At 45.9% G+C, this 24,103-nt stretch carries 11 protein-coding genes; 3 read left to right on the plus strand and 8 right to left on the minus strand.

All coding sequences use genetic code 11. The features are described from left to right. The first annotated feature begins 117 nt into the window (after window positions 1-117). Entirely contained in the window at window positions 118-621 is a 504-nt protein-coding gene (locus HMPREF9447_RS10060; RefSeq protein ID WP_009129615.1) for an RNA polymerase sigma factor, read from the plus strand. 279 nt (window positions 622-900) lie between these two features. After that, a complete protein-coding gene (locus HMPREF9447_RS10065; protein WP_009129616.1) occupies window positions 901-1,410 on the plus strand; it encodes an RNA polymerase sigma factor in 510 nt (169 codons plus the stop codon). Window positions 1,411-1,538: 128 nt separating this feature from the next. Here HMPREF9447_RS10065 and HMPREF9447_RS10070 read toward each other — a convergent pair whose 3' ends face one another. The 7 genes from HMPREF9447_RS10070 to HMPREF9447_RS10100 all read right to left on the minus strand — a co-directional run bounded on the left by HMPREF9447_RS10070 (window position 1,539) and on the right by HMPREF9447_RS10100 (window position 18,160). Beyond that, window positions 1,539-3,959, minus strand: a complete 2,421-nt coding sequence (locus HMPREF9447_RS10070) for a sulfatase-like hydrolase/transferase (RefSeq protein ID WP_044138121.1) — start codon at window positions 3,957-3,959, stop codon at window positions 1,539-1,541. A 45-nt stretch (window positions 3,960-4,004) separates the two neighbouring features. Continuing rightward, complete coding sequence (locus HMPREF9447_RS10075) at window positions 4,005-5,876, minus strand: alpha-L-fucosidase (protein WP_009129618.1); 1,872 nt, start codon at window positions 5,874-5,876, stop codon at window positions 4,005-4,007. Between the two features lie 22 nt (window positions 5,877-5,898). Beyond that, window positions 5,899-8,958 (minus strand): glycoside hydrolase family 2 TIM barrel-domain containing protein, encoded by a 3,060-nt coding sequence (locus tag HMPREF9447_RS10080; RefSeq protein ID WP_009129619.1) that lies wholly within the window; start codon window positions 8,956-8,958, stop codon window positions 5,899-5,901. An 85-nt stretch (window positions 8,959-9,043) separates the two neighbouring features. Next, window positions 9,044-11,359, minus strand: coding sequence for a glycoside hydrolase family 20 protein (locus HMPREF9447_RS10085; RefSeq protein ID WP_009129620.1), 2,316 nt, complete (start codon window positions 11,357-11,359; stop codon window positions 9,044-9,046). 26 nt (window positions 11,360-11,385) lie between these two features. After that, window positions 11,386-12,969, minus strand: a complete 1,584-nt coding sequence (locus HMPREF9447_RS10090; RefSeq protein WP_009129621.1) for a sulfatase family protein — start codon at window positions 12,967-12,969, stop codon at window positions 11,386-11,388. A gap of 141 nt (window positions 12,970-13,110) precedes the next feature. Further along, window positions 13,111-14,928: a RagB/SusD family nutrient uptake outer membrane protein gene (locus tag HMPREF9447_RS10095; protein ID WP_009129622.1), complete on the minus strand. Its 1,818-nt coding sequence runs from the start codon at window positions 14,926-14,928 to the stop codon at window positions 13,111-13,113. Between the two features lie 19 nt (window positions 14,929-14,947). Next, a complete protein-coding gene (locus tag HMPREF9447_RS10100; protein ID WP_009129623.1) occupies window positions 14,948-18,160 on the minus strand; it encodes a SusC/RagA family TonB-linked outer membrane protein in 3,213 nt (1,070 codons plus the stop codon). 258 nt (window positions 18,161-18,418) lie between these two features. Between HMPREF9447_RS10100 and HMPREF9447_RS10105 the strand changes: the two genes are divergently transcribed. After that, the gene (locus tag HMPREF9447_RS10105) at window positions 18,419-22,327 is read left to right on the plus strand and encodes a hybrid sensor histidine kinase/response regulator transcription factor (RefSeq protein ID WP_081589767.1); all 3,909 of its coding nucleotides are present in this window, start codon (window positions 18,419-18,421) and stop codon (window positions 22,325-22,327) included. A gap of 206 nt (window positions 22,328-22,533) precedes the next feature. On the opposite strand, the gene HMPREF9447_RS10110 is transcribed toward HMPREF9447_RS10105, so the two are convergent. Continuing rightward, the gene (locus HMPREF9447_RS10110; protein WP_009129625.1) at window positions 22,534-24,072 is read right to left on the minus strand and encodes an arylsulfatase; all 1,539 of its coding nucleotides are present in this window, start codon (window positions 24,070-24,072) and stop codon (window positions 22,534-22,536) included. Window positions 24,073-24,103: the final 31 nt, after the last annotated feature.

Here is a 24,103-nt window from a genome sequence, read left to right on the forward strand (position 1 = left end):
TAGTTTTTGCCCTAAAGATTGCTTGAAATACGTCCGTCGGAGTGAGCTAACTTTCGTAAAATTGCAACATCAAAAGTAAAACGAATGAATAACTATAATAAAAAGGAGAGAACGATTATGAACAGTATTACATTTCAAAAAGATTTGCTCGGAGTACAAAACGACTTATTACGCTTTGCATACAAATTGACCTCCGACCGTGAAGAAGCAAACGACTTGCTCCAGGAAACCTCTATAAAGGCGTTAGATAACGAAGATAAATATGCACCCGATACTAATTTTAAAGGATGGATGTATACCATCATGCGCAATATATTCATCAACAACTACCGCAAAGTAGTTCGCGACCAGACCTTCATTGACAAGACGGATAATCTCTATCACCTGAACCTGCCACAGGACTCAGGCTTCGAAAGCACAGAAAGCGCTTATGACCTGAAAGAGATGCACCGTGTAGTAAATGCACTACCACGTGAATATAAGATTCCATTCTCCATGCACGTATCCGGATTCAAGTACCGCGAAATTGCAGAGAAGTTGGGACTGCCACTGGGAACAGTAAAGAGCCGCATCTTCTTCACACGCCAGAAGTTGCAGCAAGAGCTGAAAGATTTTAGATAACCTATTCCTTAACTATATAAATGATGTCTCTTAATTAAGACTCCAAAAGACCAGTAATTGAAATGGGGCGGGAAGCTTGAAGAAAGTTTTCCGCCTCATCTTTTATGAGTAAATAGGGTTCAGCCACCACCCGAAAACTATCAAAACACCACCCGAAAACTATCAATTGATAGTTTTCCCCCTAAAGATTACCTGAAATCCGTCTGCCAGAGTGATACAACTTTCGTAAAATTGCAAAACCAAAACAATACGAACGAATAATTAGAAAAGGAGATTGATATGAACAATAACAGTATTACATTCCAGAAAGACTTGCTCGGAGTACAAGACGATTTATTACGCTTTGCATACAAACTTACCTCCGACCGTGAAGAAGCCAATGATCTGCTCCAGGAAACCTCGTTAAAGATATTAGATAACGAAGATAAATATGCACCCGATACCAACTTTAAAGGATGGACATACACCATCATGCGCAATATCTTTATTAACAATTACCGCAAGGTGATACGTGACCAAACTTTTGTAGACCAGACGGATAATCTCTATCATCTGAATCTGCCGCAAGAATCAGGCTTCGAATGCACGGAAAGCGCTTACGACCTGAAAGAGATGCATCGCATAGTTAACGCACTTCCCCGCGAATATAAAATTCCGTTCTCCATGCACGTTTCCGGTTTCAAATACCGCGAAATCGCCGAGAAGTTAGGATTGCCGCTGGGAACAGTGAAAAGCCGCATCTTCTTCACCCGTCAGAAGCTACAACAAGAGTTGAAGGATTTTGTTTAAACAAATAAGAAATAATCTACTATTTTGTAGATTTAGCTTAGATTTTAGTTGTGTCAGAAAGGAAATGGGCAGATTGGAGTAATATCCAATCTGCCCAAATCTGTTTTTATGAAGCGAACTTTTATAAATCAATAGTATTTCACTGCCGGAGCTTTCTCTCCTTTATACTCATCATTTACGTAGACACGTATCCAATCAATATACATGGCAGGCATCGTTTCTTTCTTCCATTCGGAAGGTATGATAGCGCCGGGCCAGGCATTCGGATTCGTAGAGATACCGGTACTGAAAATCAGGAAGAAGCCCAGCGGATCACTCCAAGGCCAGTCGGTATTGCCATCAGCACCTTTACGATGTTCAAAATAGGCTTGTCCGTTGACACCTCCTACAATACGGTCGGGATACCATTCCAGCCAATAGATATTCCATTGAGACATATCGGCTAGATTGATGGAGGAAGTGACACTACCGCCACCGCCTACGACACCAGCATAGTGGTTAGCGGAATGAAGCGTGAAATGAGCACAATCATTCAATGTCTTCTTGGGATTCTCCAGAAGATCAATTTCACCATTTTTCGGCCAGGGACGGTTATTGTTCCCCATAAACCAGAGGGCATCATTGAAACCGACATAAGGAGTACGTTTAAAACGTATCTCAATACGCATATTTTCAGTAAAGTTACACCAGAACTCCTTACTACCGGGAAGTGAAGTGCGATAACAACCGTGGGAATACTTCACTTTCTTACCGAAGCGGTTGTCTATCGAGTCTTTCTCCTCTACACTCCAGATGCGCAAAACTCCATCCTCTACTTTTGAACATTTCCGGTTATCGACCTTTGCCGTTCGTGACATGTGCAAACCTCTATGCTCAATAAAGCCAAGCGGTAGTCCCTTTTTCGTATCTTTATCATTAAACTCATGTGCTGTATAAAAAGACCATCCTTTCATTTTAGGATGCATATCTCCCTTCTTCAAGTACAGTGCATCCCCCGGATTGTCATACACCAATGTTTCATCATCTTTCGGCAATTTTCTCTCTACTTCCCCTCCATCAGGGTAGGGAACAAACTTACCGGTAGTCTTCAAAACAGGCATAGTGGCGTGTTGAATTCGCAGATAATCGCTCAAAACCTTTGCCAACTCTTTCACTTTATCCGGATAGCGTGCAGACAAATCCTGCTTTTCGGAAATATCATCGTTCAAGTTGTACAGGCAACTGCTGCCGGTTTCGTAATAATGAATTAATTTCCAGTCACCTTCCACGACGGCACTTTGCGGAGCACCAATCGTCTGTACTCTTTCACCCCAATTATTCGGATAATGGAAAAATAAAGCACGTTCTTTTTCTCCTGTCTGTCCCTTCACCTGCGCCATAAAGCTATGTCCGTCAATTTGCTGTGGGGTTTGATAATCACGTACTCCAGCTATTTCCAACAAAGTCGGAAAGAAATCTTCGATAATAACCGGTGTATCATTTATAGTTGAGGAAGCCGTTACATTCGGATAATAGACGATCATCGGTTCGCGGATACCCCCTTCTTTCAAGGAACCTTTTCCTTCACTCAATGGGACATTCTTATCCGCGCGGCCTATTGTATAGCCACCATTATCCGACATGAAAATAATAACTGTATGATCTGCAATGCCTTTCCGGTCTACATAGTCCATCAAATCTCCCAAGCTCTTGTCCATGCCTTCCACCAAGGCAGCATATTGTGCCTCTTTATGCGAAAGACCCTTATCCGTATACTTCTGATAGAAACGCTTGTCTGTCCCGAAAGGCGCATGCACGGCATAATGACTCATATACAGAAAAAAAGGTTTGGACTGGTCAAGAGCTTTATCCATAAGTCCTTTTGCCTCCAACGTCAAAGCCTCAGTAAGGAAAGTATCTGTTCCATGATACTTTTCCAAATCCGGCACAGCCCATATCTCTGCCCATTCCGGTTTACCGGAAGCACCGTAACCTTCTTCCCCCAGATAGCTTCCCATAGCACCGGCGGCATGACCGGCAATATTATAATCAAAACCTATTGTCAGAGGATCGGCAGCAGGCGTGTCCATTGAGCCGAAGTGAGCTTTCCCTACCATCATAGTAGTATATCCGTTTTCACGAAGCAATTGCGGCAGGCACTTCGCATAAAAAGAATGTTCCAACCCGGGTTCAGGACACAGACCATTATAATTCCACGCCTCAAAATCCAGCGTTTCATTTTTTCGGTCGGTTGGTGTATCTTTCTTCAACGTCCAGTTCGTTACTTTGTGCTGGGTGGCGTTTGCTCCCGTAAATAAACTGACGCGCGAAGGGGAGCTGATAGAGCATGCATAAGCGTGCGTGAACCTGACACCTTTCTTTGCCAGACGCTCCATATTGGGTGTCTCATAGGTACAATTCAGTTCGGTGGTGTCTTTCCAAAACGGCAGGGATGTATCCTGCCACCCCATATCATCAACCAGAAAGAGAATGATATTAGGCTTTTGTTGGGCTGCGACATTGCCAGAAAGCAATGCCGCAGCAGCTATAGAGACAAGGGGATATTTCATCATTAGCAATAAAAAAAAGTTTTATAAATGATAATCCAGTACTTGCTATTTTGTCAGAATACCGACTTCACCGATAGTTACAACATTTTTATTATTAATCTCCGACACTGGTTCCAGTTTGAAGTAACGGGCGGGATACGTCTTGCCAAACCGTACAAAGTAAGGTACAGGGTTGTGCATGATGTTACTAAACTCACCGCTTGCCTCACATTTAGTCCACGACCGACCGTCGAGACTGACATAAAAGGCATATTTATAGATAGTTCCCGTTAAATCCTCCTCCAGAGAGGGAGCATAACTGAAGCCATTCACTTTAACTTCATGTCCCATGTCTATTACCAGAGGGGTAAGAGCAGAAGCACGCCAAACAGTTTTCCGGTCTCCGTCAATGGCCTGACGGGAATCTTCGCTGCCACCAACCACCTGCCATTCGTCCACAGGAATATCAGTGAGCTGTACTTCCTCACTCTTATCAGCAAGAGGTTCGGCATAAAACAGACCTACGGCAGAAACATTAGCCATGCCACGAGCGGAACGGATTGTCACACGGATACGCTCCGGACAAGTATCGGAGAAACGGACAAGACGTTTATACCCTACTGTAGTACCTTCGGCAACATGAATCCAGGAGCCATCTTTGTAAGCTTCGACGAGGAAGCTCTCAATACGTTGGCCTTTGGAAATATCTTCCTGAATCATGAAAGTATTCACCAATGCATCTTTCTGCACATCATACTGACGGACTGTACCGGAAGTTCCATGCCACGCTTCGTTTCCCTTTACTACATAGTTGCGGGCAAAAGTCTTCTTCAAATAAGCGGAAAACTCTTTCAACCGCTGCACATCGCTCTCATTAATCAGCCCACGAAGGTCAGGCGGAATATTCAATAAAAGGACGGAATTATAGCCTACTGATTTGAAATAAATATCCGTCAGATGATTTAAAGACTTCACCTGCTTATCCTGATCAGCATGATAAAACCAGCCCGGACGGATAGAAACATCCACTTCCGAAGGATACCAGAACAGTTCGGTAGCACGAGCCACGATATCACGTCCTCCCAAGTCCTTAGCCTTTCCGTAGATGCCTAGTTTTTTGTTCTGTTCACCGGAACGGGGATAGATGCCCGGAGTCAGAGCCGTGGCGCTCCACTCGGTTTCACGACCAATGCCTTTTTCATTACCTACCCAGCGGACATCGTCACCCATAATGGCAGTGACGGCTTTGGGTTGCAGACGGCGGATGGTTTTCAGTATAGCGTCCCAATCGTAGATTTGCTTCTTCCCATTGGGACCTTCGCCATTGGCACCATCAAACCAGACTTCGTGCACTTCACCGTAATTGGTCAGTAACTCGGTGAGTTGTTCAATAAAGAACTGGTTGTAGGCGGGCGAGTCACCGTAACAGTCGGCATTGCGATCCCAGGGGGAAAGGTAGACACCGAACTTGACACCATACTTCTTGCAGGCATCACGCAGTTCGCGAACAACGTCGCCTTTTCCGTTCTTCCAAGGAGAAGAGACTACGGAGTGACGGGTGGTCTTCGTAGGCCAAAGGCAGAAGCCATCGTGATGCTTCGCCGTGATGAGAGCCATCTTGAAACCGGCTTCTTTGAGTGTGCGCACCCATTGCTCGCAATCCAATGCCGTAGGATTAAAAATGGCGGGATCTTCTGTTCCATCACCCCATTCACGACCGGTGAAAGTATTCACGCCGAAGTGCAGGAAAGCAGTCAGTTCCATTTGTTGCCACTCCAACTGCTGGGGAGTGGGAACCAAACGGGAGGCTATATCCAGCTTTTCTCCGGCAGTGGCATTGGCGGGAAAAGCGACATGCTTTTCATAATAAGTTTCCTGCGCGTGCAATCCAGTGAGGGATGCAAGGGCGAATAAAAAGGGTAGTGCAAGCTGTTTCATAGTCGTTATTATTATTTTGGTATTACTTCAATGGGCGGATTGCAAACCGGAATGCGTATTCCTGCACAGGCACCCGATACTGAGGCAGTACGCCGGGACCGCAAGTAGCCGTACCCACACCTGCCTGCATAGCATCCAGATGCACGGTCACAACTCCTTCACGCCGCAACTGATTGATATGTGTCGCCGCATCCAGACATTCATCCGTGAAAGGAATGACACTGAACTGGAATGGAGTGTCGGAATGGAAAGCCAGCCCCTCGCCCGCTTCATCGGCAAGTTGCATCCAGCGAACATCCGTACGGTTTCCCGTGGCCTGTGGACGGACATAATAATGGAACATGCGCTCTACATCCGTATGATAAATGCCGATGCGCCCCGATTCATTACGGTCGATATACGTTTCATGCTCCCCGCGTCCCAGATAGGTAACCCGGCTATAGGTATCAGGCATCTCAAAAGCAAGCCCAACGCGTGCCAACGAGGTAATAACATCAGTATCAGGAACAAAATGTGTCTGCACCTCCAGCATGCCGTCTTTCTTCATTGTATAAATGAAGGAGGCAATACCTACTTTCTCACCACGGGCATTCAGCAATTCTACTTCACTGCGTCCACCACGGACGGAAGTCTTGACGGAAAGGGCGTGTTGTGTCAGTTTATCCAGTCCGGCTTTCTTCCAAGCTTTGGCACCACCCACCTTTTCACGATTGTCATTATCCGTCACCGGACGGTAAAGGCTCAGCACAACGGGGGAAGCCAGCATTTCTTCACCTTTATAGATATAGGAGCGTAACGCTCCCGTTTCCGGATCAATATCCATCTCCACTTTACCGGAGAGTTTTGCCTCGGGGGCACGGTAGTTCCGGTTTCCAGTAAGAACGAACTGGTCATAAGCCACTTCATAATCCGTGCCAATGAACGGAGCAGCCTCAGCGGGTGTCCAACTCAGATTGAGCCAGGCTTCGCGGACATCGGAAGGGAGATGCACGGCACCCAGTGTCACTTCCACCGTAGCATGCGGGGCAGCCTCTACCTGACGCGTGCCGTCGGCAATCACTTTACCATTGTCGCCAACCACCTGCCAATGCAGCGTGTAAACGTTGAGGTTGGTGAAGTCGTACCAGTTCTTGATACTTAGGGTTAGTTTTTTACTATCTACCAAGTTCGCTTTAATATATTGATAGGCTTTCTTCACTTCAAGCAAATGCGGATGCGGTTCACGAACAGCATTCACCAATCCATTGCAGCAGAAGTTGCCGAAGCTGGGGATGTTCTTGGGACCGTAATCGCCGCCATAGGTCCAGTACCAGCGACCATCGGCATCTATTTCGCGGAAAGACTGATCTACCCAATCCCAGATGCAACCGCCCTGAACGATGGGTTCCGTTTCGAAGACTTCCATGTATTCGCGCAAGCCGCCACAACTATTGCCCATAGCGTGCAGGTACTCAGTCATGATGAAAGGGCGATATACTTTCGGTTCTGTCTGGCGGACATAAGCAAGGAGTTCTTCTACGCTGCGGTACATACGGCAGTAGATATCAGTGTTGTAGTTCTGCTCGGCACGCTCGTACTGGATGGGGCGAGTGGTTTCGATGGATTTCATATAGTCATACGTCCGTTCGAAGTTGATTCCGTTGCCCGCTTCGTTGCCCAATGACCAAATGACGATGGCGGGATGATTCTTGGCACGCTCGTACATGCGCCTGGTGCGGTCCATGTGGGCAGGCAGCCAAGTGCTGTCCTTTGCCAATGATGCAGGGCCATATCCCATACCGTGCGATTCGATGTTTGCTTCATCTATCACATAAAGTCCGTAGCGGTCGCAAAGCTGATACCAATACGGGTGGGTGGGATAATGCGAATTGCGCACTGTATTCAGGTTATGTTGTTTCATCAGACGGATATCTTCTTCCATCAATTCTTTACTGACTGTACGTCCCAACTGGGAGTGTTCGTGGCGGTTGGCACCTTTCACCAACACGGGCACACCGTTGATACAGAAGCGTCCGTCCTTAATTTCGGAAGTGCGGAAGCCGACGTTACACCCTGTCAGATGCGTCACTTGCCCGGCGTCGTTCTTCAAGGCTAATGTCAGTGAGTAAAGGTCGGGATGCTCTGCACTCCAACGTTTCACGTCCGGAAGAGTCTGTTCGTCAAAAGTAATAAAATTACTCAAACCACGGTTCTTTATCGGCGTTTCTTTTTTCAATATAGTTTTTCCGGAAGCATCTTCCAGCGTATATTCCAAAGTGGATGCACCGTTTGCCGCCCCCTCAATAGTGGCTTCAAGAGCAAAAATTCCTTCTTTATACGTCTGTTTATCCAGAGAAGAAATCACTTTATAATCGGAGATGAACTGGCGGGGAGTACTGTAAAGATAGACATCGCGCTCAATACCGCTCAACCGCCACATATCCTGACATTCCAGATAGGAACCGGCACTCCAGCGATACACTTCGAGCGCCACAGTGTTCTCACCCTCTTTGACATAGTCGGTGATGTCCCACTCGGCAGGAGTCTTTGAGCCCTGGTTGTAACCTAACTGATGACCGTTCACCCAGATGTAGTAGAAAGAGATAACACCTTCGCAGCAAATCACTATGCGACGGTCTTTCCAGTCGGCAGGCAGGGTGAAGGTGCGACGATAGGAGCCTACTTCATTCGCTTCGTAAGGAACCAACGGCGGATTCTTCTTGAAGTTGAATAGGGGATCGTCGAATTCATAGGTTTCGTTCACGTAGATAGCCGTACCATATCCCTGACGTTCCCAGTTTCCGGGCACTTCGATGTCCGCCCAACCACCGGTATAGAAGGAGGGTTTATAGAAGTCTTTCGGTCGGCGGTCGGGATTCTTCACCCAATTGAATTTCCACTTGCCGTTCAGGCTCATATAAAAAGGTGATTGTTCATAGTTGCCACTACGCAGGGCATCCGTCGTTTCGTAGGGCCATACGTAGGCGTGCGGTGCCAGTTTATTCTTTCCGATGGCGTACTGACTCTGCCACTCCGGCTGCGCCATCATGGCAACAGAAAAGGAACAGATGGCTATCAAACTCAAAAGTATATTCTTTATCATATCTGCGTTTCTATTAAGATACTACTGCTTTATTGAACTGCGTTTCTATTAGTAATGCGTTCTATTCTTATAGCTTTGCCGGTCCTTATTCCACTATGACTTCGTCGAAATAGATACGGGCTTCCTGCCCCGGACGTACATGGGTGAAAGGACAATCACCTGCCCCGTACGCCACGATGCGGATGTAGCGTGCCTTCTCTCCTATCTCAAACGGAATATCCTCGCGGAAAGTACCTTCGCGGAAGATTGCATTCTTCGTATAGGTTTGTTCCCCTACCTTGTGGTAGTCTTTATTATCTACCGAAATCAGCACTTCTATCTTTGCAGGTTTATGTGCCGCCATACCGTAATTGGTGATGGAACCCAACGTCAGTCGGTTCACAGCTTCGGGCTTCTTCAGGTCGAGGGTGAAGGAAACGGTATCGTTCTTCATCCACGAGCACCATTCGGAGTCGGTATATTTCAGACTTCCACGCACGCCGTTTACCAGCAAACCGATGTTGTCGGCGCCTACACTCTTTATCGTTTTTGCCGTTGCCGGATTCCACACAACAGGCAGTTCCAGCGTCTGCCCCATTTGCTTTCCGGCGGCAAAAGTGGCGGCTTTAATTGTTTTCGTAGCTGTGAGCATCAATGGCTTGGTATAGAGGGTAGATTGTGCCGTCGGCAGACTGCCATCCATCGTGTAGCGCACTTCCACATCCGGACGGATGCAATCCAACTTCACTTCAAGACGCCCGTTCTTCGGTGTCACCGTCTGCTGGATGTTGTACATGGAACGGGCATAAACAATGCCTTTCGCAGCCAGATGTTCGTTGAAACGATCCATAGCTGTCAGATAAGACTTCCAATTTTTACGCTCCGGCTTCGTCCAAGCCACTTCGGCCAATGCGGACAAGCGGGGGAAGAGCAGATAATCCACATCCTCAGGAGCGTTGCAAAACTCCGTCCACATGCAGGCCTGCACGCCCATCAGCAGGGAAACAGTATGCTGCGACCAGTCTTTTTGTACCGGTTCGTAGTCGTACACGTCTTTCAAAGTATTGTTTCCGAAATACGTCAACGGCTCAAACCATTGAGGCCCTTGGTAGCGGATAAGATACATGATCCGCGCAGGTGTCATGATGAAACGATGGCCCAGTTCGGCAGCCTTCACCGCAGCCTCGCCATACTTCTGCCAACCCAAGATGATGAAATCATCGGGAATAGTAGCGTTGGTCAGTTCGTCCCAACCTATCACCTCACGGCCTTTGCTCTGCACATAGCGAGCCACGCGGCCCATGAAGTAGCCTTGCAGTTCTTCTTCATTTGCCAGTTTCTCCTGCTCCATCCGCGCCTGACACAACGGACACACTTCCCAGTGTGTCTTCCGCGCCTCATCGCCACCCAAATGGATATACTTTGAAGGGAAAAGTTCGAGCACTTCATCCAGTACATCTTGTAGGAAAGTGAACACACTGTCATTTCCGGCACAGAAGATGACATCAGCATTCTCTCCGCCCAGACCGGGCAGCACGCCGATATACTTATTCACCACCGGGCATGCCAGTAAGGGATAGGCAGCCAGTGCGGCATTGCTGTGTGCGGGCATTTCTATTTCAGGAATCACTTCGATGTGGCGTTCCTGCGCATAGGCCACTATCTCACGAATCTCATCCTGTGTATAGTATCCCTTTTCTACCGTAGGTTCACCCTGACGAGGATTGCGACGGTCGGGGAAACTCTTTCCGGGACGGTCCACACGGCGGGAACCTATCTCCGTAAGTTCGGGATATTTCTTGATTTCAATACGCCAGCCGTTATCATCCGTCAGATGGAAATGCAGCTTATTCAGTTTCAGCATTGCCATGCAGTCGATGATACGCAACAGGTTTTCCTTAGGGGAGAAGAACCGTGCCACATCCACCAACAATCCACGATAACCGAAACGGGGCTGGTCGGTGATGGTGACTGCCGGAACTATCCAGTCGATGTCTGCCACCACTTGTCCGCCTTCGATGGCGGCGGGCAGCAATTGACGGATGCTTTGCAAAGCATAGAAGAAGCCTTGCACGTCGGCAGCATGGATTGTGATTCTTTTGGATGTAATCTCCAGTTTATAGGATTCATTCTTCAAAGTGGTATCCGTCACCAGGCAGATATCTCCTTTCTTATTCCCCACCTTTATTCGGGGAGTAAATCCTGCCGCACGGGCGAAAAGTGCTGTAAGCTGACGCACTTCTGCCGCCTGTGCTTCATTCTCCACAGCAAAGGTTGTCTTTGCAGAAAAATGAAAGTTACCCGTGCCCGGCACTATACTGACCGGGCAGGGAACTAAAGAAACGGGTTGTGTCAAGTTATCAGCCTGAATGCCGGTCACTGCCAAAAGCAGGCAACATACCAGTGTATAAATATATCTCATAAGATCTTTTCATTAACTATTAAAATTCACTCTTTGTCTCTCTCGGGCGAAAAGCGTACAGGGTCATTGTATTGCTCTTGCAATGCACTCAGTTGTACTTTCAGTTCTTTGGTTATATCTTCCGTTCCCGGTTGTCCGTAAATGTTGCGCATCTCGGTGGGGTCGGCTTGCAAGTCATACAGTTCCCATACATCAATATCATTATAAAAATGAATCAGTTTATAACGGTCGGTGCGCACTCCGTAATGTCGTTTCACCATATGCTCGGCAGGATATTCATAGAAGTGATAGTACAAAGCCTTCCGCCAGTCGGCTGGTTTTTCGCCTTTCAGCAGTGGCACTAGGGAAACGCCCTGAATATCTTCCGGCACTTCCACTCCGGCAAGTTCCAGGAAGGTGGGTGCGTAGTCAATGTTCTGTACCATTTCATCAATATCTCCCTTGCGCTGGAAATCTTTCGGCAGGCGCATAATCAACGGGGTACGCATGGACTCTTCGTACATGAAGCGCTTGTCGAACCAGCCATGTTCGCCCATATAGAAGCCCTGATCGGAGGTGTAAACCACGAGCGTATTGTCTTCCAGTCCTTTTTCTTTCAGATAATCCAGCACACGGCCTACGTTGTCGTCCAAAGATTTCACGGTTTTCATATAGTCGCGTATATAGCGCTGGAACTTCCAGTTGGCAAGTTCTTTGCCTTGCGGATTCTTCTTATAGAAATCATCAATGATAGGCCCATAGAATTTATCCCATGCGGCACGCTGTCCTTCGTCCATGCGGCCGATGTATTTCTCGTACATGGACTTCAACCGGCTTTGCTTGTCCGGGCGCAGCATCTTGAGGTCGTAAATCATATCCATATCTTTCACGATGCTCATCTCCTGTGCCGCAGCAGCAGGACGTCCTTCATAATCGTCAAAGAAGTTGTCCGGCAACGGGAAAGTTTTATCCTCATAAAGTGCCAGATTGCAGGTATCTGCCAACCAGTTGCGATGGATGGCCTTGTGATGAATCAGGATACAGAATGGTTTGTCCTTATCCCGCTGATTTTCCATCCAGTTGATGGCATCATCGGTGATGAGGTTCGTTACATAACCATGTTTCTGTATCGTATCATTATTCTGGGTAATGAAGTCCGGGTTGTAGTAGTCGCCCTGCCCGGGGACAATCTCCCAATAGTTGAAACCAGTAGGTAGGCTTTCGAGATGCCATTTGCCAATGAGGGCTGTTTCGTAACCGGCTTTCTGCAACAGTTTGGGGAATGTTTGCTGTGAAGCGTCGAACACGCAAGTGGTATTGTCATAGAATTTATTGGCACAACTGTGCTTGCCGGTAATCATGCAGGCACGGCTGGGTCCGCTCAGTGAGTTGGCAACAAAACTGTTTGTAAAGCGCACTCCATCGGCAGCAATGCGATCCAGGTTCGGTGTTTCCATATAACGGTGATCATAACAGCTCATCATCTGGGCTGTGTGGTCATCCGTCATGATGTATACGATGTTATATTGTTTCTGTTCTTCAGCCTTCTTCTGGGAAGAACAGGATGACAGGGATGCCACAGCAGCGGCACCGGTCAGGGAATAAAGCAATCCTGATTGTAAGTTCTTCATGGTCGGAAATCTTTAGTAGTTTATTTACCCGATTAAAAACAGCAAAGACAAAGCCGGAAGCAGAACAGACAATATGTACCGTCTGCTTCCGGAATGTCAGCTTATATCAGCCTATTGAAAAAGGTCGTAAGCCTACAGCTATTAATAGCCGAAGTTATTATCGCTATTGGAAAGTCCTGGATTCGCATCGATTTCACTGGTAGGAATCGGCAGTAGTAGATTCTTTCTCAGGAAATCATCTGTCAGGTTGCCACCGTTCAGCAGACGATCGGCAAAGTTATTCACGCTGGTAGTATAGTTCTGCTCTCCCTGTATGGTCAGTTCATGCGTAGTGTTCAGTTCCAAGAATTTTTTAAAGTATTCCGTACCACGGATGCGCACCATATCATAGATGTTAGGTTCACCGCAAAGTTCAATGATACGTTCAAAATACAACTTCTCCGTAACCTGCTCTTTAGTGAGAGACGATGACCAGTCTGCCGGCTGTGTAGAAGACATGACTCCGGACTTACGTGCACGGGCAAGCACTTCATTGGCCAGACTGATAGCTTTTGGAGTATCACCCAATTCATTATAAACATCCGCCATCAACAGTAGCATTTCAGCGTAGCGATATACCATCAAGTTCTTGTGAGCCATTGTTCCTGTCTGTCCCTGATCGTACAATTTGCCAAAGTAGGGCCATTTCTCACCGTTACCCACCTTCGTAAAGTCACTGGCTGCCTTAGCAACTGTTGAATTATATGGAGATGCCCCATGTGTGGCCTCATAGTTTTCAAGAACGCTGATACTTGGGTTTTTCGGATTGGTAAAGTCTGCATAAGGCAACTTTGCCATAATCTCCAAATTGACATTATTCGATCCAGGTACCGTCACATCCGTAAATTTAATCTTCCAGTAAGGATATGTATACATAGAGTCGTTGGCACACAGTGCGGAACCTACCTGTGGTTTCGGGTTTGTCTGATTGTTACCATTGCGGGCTCTCCATTTCGTCAAGAAGTTAACATCAATACGGGGATCTCCCGGATAAGTGCCTTCGTGCATGTCATAAGCAAACTTAGCCACACGATACGTACTCCAGTTGATACCACTGGTAGAAGCCTGCGGGGCAAAGCGGTTACTGCCACGGTTGTAACATCCACTTGCATTCCCCGTTGAATAGTTCATCTGGAAGATGGACTCCTTAGAGTTGGACACATACTCACCGAATAAGTTCGCAAACTTAGGTTCCAATTCATAAACATGGCTTCCATACACTGCATCAAACATACCTTTAGCATTCTGCCAATTGGCAGCAGCATCCATACCCAAAGCAGCCATTTTATAATATACCTTACCCAGGAAAGCCTTTACAGCCCAGGAATTGGCACGTCCCACTGACGATTTTTCGGAGATAGATAAGGCATCCTTCAAATCTTGTACGATTTGTGCAAATACCTCTTCACGGGGTGAACGGGCAATAGAAATACCTTCAGATGAGGAAGCAACCGTTTTCAAAGGTACATCGCCAAACGTGGAAACCAGATTATAATAAGCCAGTGCTCTCAGAAATTTGGCTTCACCACCCTTTTGGATTTTAACGCCTTCGTTCAAACCACTCTTATCAATACTTTCCAGAAAAGCATTGATTTCGGCTATCACCTTATACATACCTCCCCAAGCAGAGGAAATCAAACCATTGGCAGCCAACGTATTCAGTGAGTTCAAGTCCTCAGGACGTTGTGCCCAGGCAAGTCCCGAAGCTACAATGGGAACTTCCTGCCACATCTGCCCATAAGCGTTTCCAGATGACATATAACCGTAACATCCCAGCAAAGCCAATTCTGCATTATCCTCGGTTTGAAAAACAATATTACTATTTTGAGAGTATAAAGGATCTTCGTCAAGCAAAGCATCGCAGGCAGAGAAGCTGCATAGTGCAACCAAAGACAATATATAGTATTTATATCTTTTCATATTCTTCATGTTTTAAATATTAGAAAGTCAAGTTTAAGCCGAATATAAACGAACGCGGCGTCGGATAAGAACTCATATCTACACCTGGACGAAGTCCGTCGAAAGCAAAGAAGTTCACATCAGGGTCATAACCGCTGTAGTTGGTTATAGTGAATGCATTTTTAACGGAAGCATAGACAGAAGCATTCTGGAAGCCAATCTTCTTCATCCACACCTTTGGTAATATATAGCTTAAAGTAATGTCGGCACAACGCAGATAACTAGCATCTTCTACATAGCGATCCATCACGAAGTTCTGCACAACATATGTAGAACTCGGATACAAATTGGAATGGTTGGCTTCAGTCCACATATTCTGGTAGGCTTTCCGGGTCAGGTTATTGGATCTGGTTCCCGGAGTATTGATGTAACGGTTATTCGTATTCAAAATATCCCTGCCCTGTACACCAGTAAATGCAGCCGACAAGCTGAGGTCTTTCCAGGAAATGCTCGTAGAGAAACCATATGTAAAGTCTGGATTCGGGTCACCGATAATATCGCGGTCATTTACATTCACATCACCATCACCGTCGCTATCTACAAATTTAATATCACCAGCTACCGGAGCAACCTTATTAAAGGTTTTATAGTATCCCACCGTACCATCTTTTTTGGTATATTTCACACCTTGGTCCGTGATGTCTTCCGGCTGTACAATGCCCTGTGTCACATATCCGAAGAACAATCCCGGTGCTTTACCTTCCAGAAAGATGTGTCCCACACCAAAGTGGTCACCTAACGAGTTACCATAGTATCCTACATTTTCTCCCAAGAAACCAAAGTCAGATGGCAAAAGTCCCAATTCGGCAATCTTGCTTTTATTGAAGCCGATGTTACCACTCAAACTCCACTTCCAGTCTTTCTTATCCACAATCTGTGCGTTCAGAGAGAGTTCGACACCATTATTCTTCATTGATCCCTGATTGTAATAAGTAGAACCAAAGCCTGCTGAACCCGGCAGAGTTCTGGAAATCAATAAATCAGTAGTCTTCTTCTGATATACATCAAGAGTACCGCTCAGGCGTGAATTAAACAAGCCAAAGTCCAAACCACCATTCCAGGAAGCCGTCTTTTCCCACTTCAAGCTGTTGTTTGACAGGTTAGTTACTGTAAAAGCTGTCTGGGCATTGCCCGAGCCATCAGCATAATAAAGGTTGGAGTTAGAACCATACATAGAGAAAGTGGAATACGGGTCGATACTTTGGTTACCGGTAACACCATAGCTCACACGAATCTTCAACTGACTCAACCAAGAGATATTTTTCATAAATTCTTCCTGTTCCATACGCCATGCCAGTGATGCAGAAGGGAAGTATCCCCAACGGCTACCCTCAGCAAATTTACTGGAACCGTCGGCACGAAGAGAAGCGGTAATCAGATACTTATCGAGAATGGAAAGATTGGCGCGCCCCAGATAGGAAACCAACTGATAGTCTTTCTGGATAGGTTGAGCATTATTTACGTTACCTGCCATATGAAGACCGTTTTCGCGCATTTCAAAGAAAGTGAAGTTGTTGCCGGTAGTGTTTTTACTCAAAAAGTTATAATCTTCATAAGTAACACCGACCGTAGCATCCAAAGTAGCGAAGGACTTGAGCTTTGTACTGTAATTCAATATATTCTCAACGGAAACATTATTTTTGTTTAAGTCGGTCAATGCTAACAAACCTTGGTTATTCATTCCTTGATAAAGTTGCATACCATACCAGCGTTTGCGCTCATTGATGTTCAGATTACCACCGGTACGAAGATTATAACGGAAGAATTTGTTAATCTTCCATGTCAGATCCAGACTGGCTTTAAAAGTTTTGTCATCTGTTACGTCCACATAGTCATTCAACCAACTGAAGACGGTCGTCTTATTCTCATTATTGAAGTTCGGGTCACCTTCCGGCATTTCAAACGGAGCATAATCCAGTGCCGTACGTGAGATAGCCCCGGTAGAGCCACCCAATGTGTTACCTCCTGCCATCATGTCGTTTTGACGAAGCGCACCACTCAAAGACAAGTCTATCTTTACAGCCTTTGATATTTCAGCGCTCAGATTAGCACGCAGATCACCCTGCTTCATAGAAGTTTGTTTTACCGTACCGTTAATGTCCTTGAAATTGGCAGATATATAATAGGTAACCTTATCCGAACCACCATTCAGAGACAAAGAATAGTTTTGTGAGAATGCCGAAGTATAAATTTCCTTCTGCCAATTACGGTAGTTCACAATGTTATAAGTTTCGGGATTATTAGGGTCGTACTTATCATATGAACCATTAAATACATATCTCACTTGGTCGCCCACAATATGGAATGGCACTGCATCATCCTGAATTCTGCTGTTTGCATAGTTGGCATACTCTTCCAAGTTGATCATATTCATCAGGTTTGTAGTATTAGCGATAGTAAACGTAGCCGAAGCATTGACTTTGGCTTTTCCTGACTTACCTTTCTTGGTAGTAATCAAGATAACACCATTGGCACCACGCGAACCGTAGATAGCAGTTGAAGAAGCATCCTTCAGAATAGTAATATCCTCAATATCGGCAGGATTCAAAGATGATAGTGGATCCTGATTAATCTGAAAATCACCGCTGATACCAGAAGAGGAGAACTCACCGGTGGAAGCCTGCGGCACATTATCTATCACATACAGCGGTTGGTTGTCTCCACGAAGTGAACTGGCACCACGAATAGTAACCGAAGAAGCGGAACCAACAGCCGAAGAAGTTGAATTAACCACCAGACCCGCTACTTTACCTGATAATAAATTATCAAGAGAATTAGCCTTAGCCGCATCATTCGGGTCGGGACGTAAGCTGGTTAATGCCCCGGTAACGTCACCTTTACGAGCCGAACCATAGCCCACAACCACCACTTCATCCAACAACTGCGTGTCATCCTTCATCGTCACATTTATCACCGTCTTGTTACCGACCGCAACCTCTTGCTTCTCATAACCGATGAAAGAAAAAACTAATACTGATTTAGAGTTGGGGACATCTATCTTATAATTACCGTCAATATCGGTAATCGTCCCAAGCGATCCTCCTTTTACTTGTACATTGACACCGGGTACACCTTCATTGGTGTTGTCAATCACTTTACCTGTTACTTTGACAGTTTGCTGTGCAAGAGCGGCAGCAGTAGTTGTCAAGCAGAGCAGACATGTTAGAAATACATTAAATAGCTTCTGTCTCATAGAATTAAATTTAAATTAGTAAAGACTATTGTTAACATTGATTTCGATGCAAATGTAAAGCGAAACAGAAGGAGCACCGGTACAATAATCACTATTACTAAATCCAAATTTGACTAACCACAGCCTCCCTGTAAGGGTATAGTCAATTTTGGAGCTAAAAATAGACAAAATTGGAGTCTTTTCCCATCAGATTCCTGCCTTTTGTTTTGTGTGGCTCGATACAAAAGCCTATTTTTGTTCCAATCTTTGCACAGCACCATGAGAAAAACCATGTTAACCACACTGATATTGTTCCTATTGTTACTCTTTCCGGATAAAGCAGTCGGCAATAAACAATACGCTTTTCAGCAGATAAGTACGCAAAACGGTCTGTCTTCTTCAGTCCGTTGTCTGGTTGTGAGCCAAAAGAAAGGGTACGTATGGATGGGCACGAGGTTGGGGATCGGACGCTTTGACGGCTACGAACTGAGAAAATATCTACTCGGAAACATCACACACATCTTTGAAGATAAGGAACATACTATCTGGGCTATCAGCCCCAAAGGGCTTTTCCGTTACGATTATCAGGAAGATGAATTCCTGCAGGCACGTGACGAAGACAATAATCCCGTAACGGCCTCCTCCATCTGCCAGTGGAACGACGGTGTGCTGTTCGGTGGCAACGGCAGAATATATAAATATGATTATGCCAGCCACAAAATCAAATTCTTATATCCGCTGACACCTAATAATAAATACAATATTACCAACTTACAGAAATGGGATGAACGAACCCTGATATGCAGCAACCGTTGGAACCACGCATTACTCATTGATGTACCTACCGGTCAGACGCGGCCTGTACCTTTTGAGAGTAACGAACTAATCTCTATTCTTATAGACAAGGATGGAAATATATGGATAGCTCCTTATCATCAAGGGGTGAAGTGCTACGACCGGAATGGCAAACTTCTGCACTCCTACCACAGCGGGAACTCCCCTTTGCAAACCAACGTCGTGCTCTCACTGGCCGAGAATGACGGGAAAATCTGGATTGGAACAGATGGTGCAGGTATTTATATCTTAAATCCGGAAGACGACACAATGTCCGTCCTGTCCCATACCCCCGGCGATCCTTACTCCTTTCCGGTCAATTCCATTCTTTATCTGTACGCTGACGCTAACAATAGTATGTGGGCAGGCAGCGTGCGCGGAGGATTGATTAGCATTAAGGAAGTAGGGATGAAGATTTACTCGGACGCCTTGCCCGGTACGGAATACGGATTAAGTGAGAAATCAACCTTATGCATCTATCAAGACAAAGACGATGAAATCTGGATTGGAACAGATGGCGGTGGAATCAATCGCTTACATCCCGCAACCAAGAAATTCCATCATATCATGTCTACGTGGGGAGATAAAGTATCTTCTATCGCAGGAGTGGATAAAGAACGTTTATTAGTATCCTTATTCAGCAAAGGCATCTTCTTCTTCGACAGGAAAAAAGGAAACTATCAACCGCTTATTATCGTGAACGATAGCATCAACGAACTTATGTGCAAACGTGGAAAAACCGTAAATGTATTCCAAAATACACCGGAAACCATATTACTGCTATCCGAATCGCCTTACAGTTATCACATAAGCAAGAAGGAATTCACTCCTATCCCACTGGATAAACATACTAAAGAAATAGTCGGCACCATGTTGCCGATAGAAAGCAAAGGTCCCATTTCCTACCTGCACGACTTTAAACATATCTACCGGATAGATTCACGGAAAAATGAATTGGAAACCATATTCGAGTGTAAAGGAGATACGATATTCAACTCCATATCCATCGATGAAAGCGGCATTTTCTGGATAGGAAGCAATTACGGGCTCAGCCGCTACTCCATCGAAAAGCACGAGCATACTGACATTCCCAACAATCTGATTAATGAAATCAACTCGCTGATTTGCGATAAGCGGGGACGCGTATGGCTGGGAGCCGACGGAAAGCTGTTTGCCCACCTTATTCATGAAGGAGAGTTTATCCTCTATGGAGAATCAGACGGAGTGGTTCTGAATGAGTATCTGGAAAAGCCACGACTATTGTCCGCTCAAGGTGATATTTATATGGGTGGTGTCAATGGCTTACTTTGCATCAACAAGCAACTCCCCGATGAACCAACAACTCCGCCAACTCTGGAACTGGCCGACGTATCGGTGGGCGGCGAACGCATGAACGCCCTGATTAACACCAGACAGAGTCTGAGAGTACAGGAACAAAGCAAACCTATATCCATAAAGATTATTGCCCACGATAAGGACATCTTCCGCAAGCCCATGTACCGCTACACCCTGCAAGGGATGGAAGGGCAAGTCATCTACTCTTATCAGCCGGAACTGACACTCAGCGGTTTGTCGGCAAGGACGTACCAAGTGCTGGCAGCGTGCAGCACCCGCGGTGGCGGATGGACAGAAGATTACCAGATTCTGGAACTGATAGTGCTTCCGCCCTGGTATAAATCCGGATGGTTCACAACCGGTTGCATTCTGTTGGTATTCTCTGGCATTGTATTGGGGTTCTTCTCACTGCTACGCCGCAAAGAAAACAAGCTGAAATGGGCAATGAAAGAGCACGAACAACAGGTATACGAAGAAAAAGTACGCTTTCTTATCAATATCAATCATGAGTTGCGCACTCCGTTGACCCTGATACATGCTCCACTAAAGCAACTCTTGGCAACCTTATCGCCGGAAGATGAGAAATATCCCATCATACAAAGTATCAGCAAGCAGTCAGGACGCATGAAAGCACTTCTGAACATGGTGCTGAATGTGCGGAAAATGGAAGTGGGACAAAGCACACTGAATGTGGAGAACGTAGAATTGAACCCGTGGGTTGAACAACTCATTGATGACTTCCGGCCGGAAGCAACAATGAAAGGGATTTCCATTGTTTACTGTCCGGACAAGGAAGTAAACACCCTTTGCTTTGATAAAGAGAAATGCACCACCATCCTGACGAATTTGCTTATCAACGCACTGAAATACAGTCCGGAGAATGGACAAATCAGTGTATCTGTAAGCTTGTCGGAGGACGGGAACGGTGTACGCATCTCTGTTGCCGATGAGGGTCCCGGCTTAAAAGACATAGATATAAACAATCTCTTCACCCGGTTCTATCAAGGCAACAACAGTCGCCCAGGCACAGGTATCGGTCTTTCTTATTCCAAGATTCTTGCCGAACAACACGGCGGAAGCATCGGTGCTTATGACCACGGAAGTGTGTCCGGAGCTACCTTCTGGTTCGAGTTACCCCGCAACGTACAGCCCGGAAAAGTAACCCTGCAACCCCAGCCTTACCTGAATGAACTGTTAGCTCCCACCCAGGAAGTAGAAAGTATTCCGGAAGAAACATCTACCAAAGAAGAAACCATGAACGACACCCTACTCATAGTAGATGACAATAAGGACTTGACAGATTACCTGTCCGAAGCCCTTAAAACCAAGTTCAAGAAGATATGGGTGGCTTACGATGGCGAAGAAGCACTGCGCATCTGCCGGGAATCATATCCGGATATAGTTGTCAGCGACATACAGATGCCCCGCATGAATGGATATGAGCTATGCAAGCATATCAAAGAAGACTTGGAAATCAGCCATATCCCTATCATCCTGCTCACTGCCCGCAATGATGAAGAAAGTCAGATTTTCGGTTACAAGAATGGAGCCGATGCCTATCTGACAAAGCCTTTCGAGGTCAGCATACTTTACACCATCATTCAAAGCCAGCTGAAGAATCGCGAACGGATGCGGACACGCTATGCGGAAGCTGGACCATTGCCTCAGCCACAAGAAAGCACGTTCAGTCCGGCAGACGAAAAGTTCCTGAAACGACTGAATAAATCAATCTCCGAGAATCTGGACAATCCACAGATGGGAGTTCCTTTCCTGTGTACGGAACTGGGCATCAGCCGCGCTTCGCTCTACAATAAGTTGAAAGCAGTGACAGGCATGGGAGCCAACGATTACATAACCAAACTCCGGGTGGAACGAGCAGCGTGGCTACTTACGCATAGCGCCCTCAGCATAAATGAAATAGCGGACCAGACAGGCTTTTCTACATCGCGCTATTTCAGTACGGTGTTCAAACAATATATGGGATGCTCGCCGACGCAATACAAAGAGGAACATTCTTGAAAGGCTTTGGGACAATTATGATATCACCATATCCTTATCCTTGCCATTGCAGTGGCAAGACTTTGCCATAGGCTTGGCAAAACTTTGCCACTGCGATGGCAAAAGTTTGCCAACACGGTGGCAAAATATTGGCAAAGTAATAGCAGTAATTACATCACTCATTAATCAGGTTTTCAGATAGTTATAAAGGCACTACAATTTCCGTGTTAATATGAGGCATACTCCGGCAATGTAACTGGAAACATATCATTGGGTCTGTGTTCCTGCCGGATAACATTGAGCATCTGTTTCACAATATCCGGATGTTGCGTCGCTATATCGTTATCTTCGTGAATATCCTTTGCAAGGTCGTACAGATGAGGCTTACCTTTCTTAACTACCAATTTCCAGTCCCCCATACGAACAGCCATCTGGTCGGTTTCGTGGAATTCCCAATATAGGAAATCATGTTTCTGCTGTTTGCCGGCATTGCCTAATAAGGTAGGGGCAAAAGAGAGGCCATCGAAACAATCCCCCTCTAATTTCTTATTGATATACTTCTTCGGGAATCCCTTGTCACCCATTAATTCGCAGAATGTAGGCATGACATCATAGAATGCTAACTGGTGGTCGTTTACCGAACCAGCGGAGATACGTTCCGGCCAGCGCACAATGAAAGGAATCCGGATGCCACCTTCATAACACTGTCGTTTCAGACCACGCAGTTTTCCATCCCGTCCGAAGAATTCCGGGTCTGCTCCGCCCTCTTCGTGAGGTCCGTTGTCGCTGCTGAAAATGACGATGGTGTTCTTGTCCAGTCCTTTTTCTTTTAATTTTTCCATAACTTCGCCCACGTAATAATCCAAACGGGTAATCATACCGGCAAACTGTGCATGGGTATGTTCTGTGGCATTATAGCGACCACCTTCAACCCCTCCCCAGGTTTTATCTCTAAAGAACTTTTTCTTATAACCTTTCAAGATGGAATCATTCGGCTGTACAAGTTCTGCATGCGGCAAGGTATAGGTGAAGAAGCCATAGAAAGGTTGGTTGCCATCCTGTTCGTCCAGCCACTCCAGCGCTTTACGGTGAATCAGGTCGGCCGAATATTGTGTACGTTTCCTGTAATCATCGCCAAACATCGGATAGTTGATATTATCCTCCAACAGAATACGTACAACTCCTGTATCTCCTTCCTGCGTACTGTATCTGTTCAGAAAGTTAGGGTAATATAAATGAGCTTGAAACTGGCATATATAGCCATAGAATTCATCAATCCCCCGATTATCCGGCGTGGAACAAGAGCCTTCATAGCCACCTGCCCATTTGCCGAATACTCCCGTTGTATAACCGTTCTTTTTCATAATCTCAGGAAGAATGATATGATTTGCATCGTATGGTTCCTGACCGACAACGGTAAATTCATCATTAATTCCATACTTTACAGTAGGAACTCCCTTCCAATACTCTTTGTTTCCACGCACATGAGTGTGCCCTGTATGTTGCCCCGTCATCAGCGAAGCACGGGAGGGAGCACTCACCGGACTACCGGCATAAGCCTGAGTAAACAGCATGCCTTCGGCTGCCATACGGTCTATATTAGGTGTTTGGATATATTTCTGTCCGTAACATCCTAAATCCCCGTATCCCATGTCATCGCAGAGAATGAAGATTATGTTAGGTTTGGAATTCTCGTTTGCCGCATTACCACACAAAGAAACAGCAGCCAACAGGCCTGTTCCTAATGTCATACCTATATATTTCATGTTTAATATGTTTTCTAAATTAATTATTCAG

Origin of the sequence: Bacteroides oleiciplenus YIT 12058 (assembly GCF_000315485.1) — a bacterium.
Lineage (GTDB): Bacteria > Bacteroidota > Bacteroidia > Bacteroidales > Bacteroidaceae > Bacteroides > Bacteroides oleiciplenus.

Bases quoted from the DNA above. Each gene is read 5' to 3' on its own strand.
- HMPREF9447_RS10075 (WP_009129618.1), bottom strand. From the start codon at position 5,876: ATGAAACAGCTTGCACTACCCTTTTTATTCGCCCTTGCATCCCTCACT.
- HMPREF9447_RS10105 (WP_081589767.1), top strand. From the start codon at position 18,419: ATGAGAAAAACCATGTTAACCACACTGATATTGTTCCTATTGTTACTC.
- HMPREF9447_RS10085 (WP_009129620.1), bottom strand. From the start codon at position 11,359: ATGAGATATATTTATACACTGGTATGTTGCCTGCTTTTGGCAGTGACC.
- HMPREF9447_RS10060 (WP_009129615.1), top strand. From the start codon at position 118: ATGAACAGTATTACATTTCAAAAAGATTTGCTCGGAGTACAAAACGAC.
- HMPREF9447_RS10095 (WP_009129622.1), bottom strand. From the start codon at position 14,928: ATGAAAAGATATAAATACTATATATTGTCTTTGGTTGCACTATGCAGC.
- HMPREF9447_RS10100 (WP_009129623.1), bottom strand. From the start codon at position 18,160: ATGAGACAGAAGCTATTTAATGTATTTCTAACATGTCTGCTCTGCTTG.
- HMPREF9447_RS10110 (WP_009129625.1), bottom strand. From the start codon at position 24,072: ATGAAATATATAGGTATGACATTAGGAACAGGCCTGTTGGCTGCTGTT.
- HMPREF9447_RS10090 (WP_009129621.1), bottom strand. From the start codon at position 12,969: ATGAAGAACTTACAATCAGGATTGCTTTATTCCCTGACCGGTGCCGCT.
- HMPREF9447_RS10065 (WP_009129616.1), top strand. From the start codon at position 901: ATGAACAATAACAGTATTACATTCCAGAAAGACTTGCTCGGAGTACAA.
- HMPREF9447_RS10080 (WP_009129619.1), bottom strand. From the start codon at position 8,958: ATGATAAAGAATATACTTTTGAGTTTGATAGCCATCTGTTCCTTTTCT.
- HMPREF9447_RS10070 (WP_044138121.1), bottom strand. From the start codon at position 3,959: ATGAAATATCCCCTTGTCTCTATAGCTGCTGCGGCATTGCTTTCTGGC.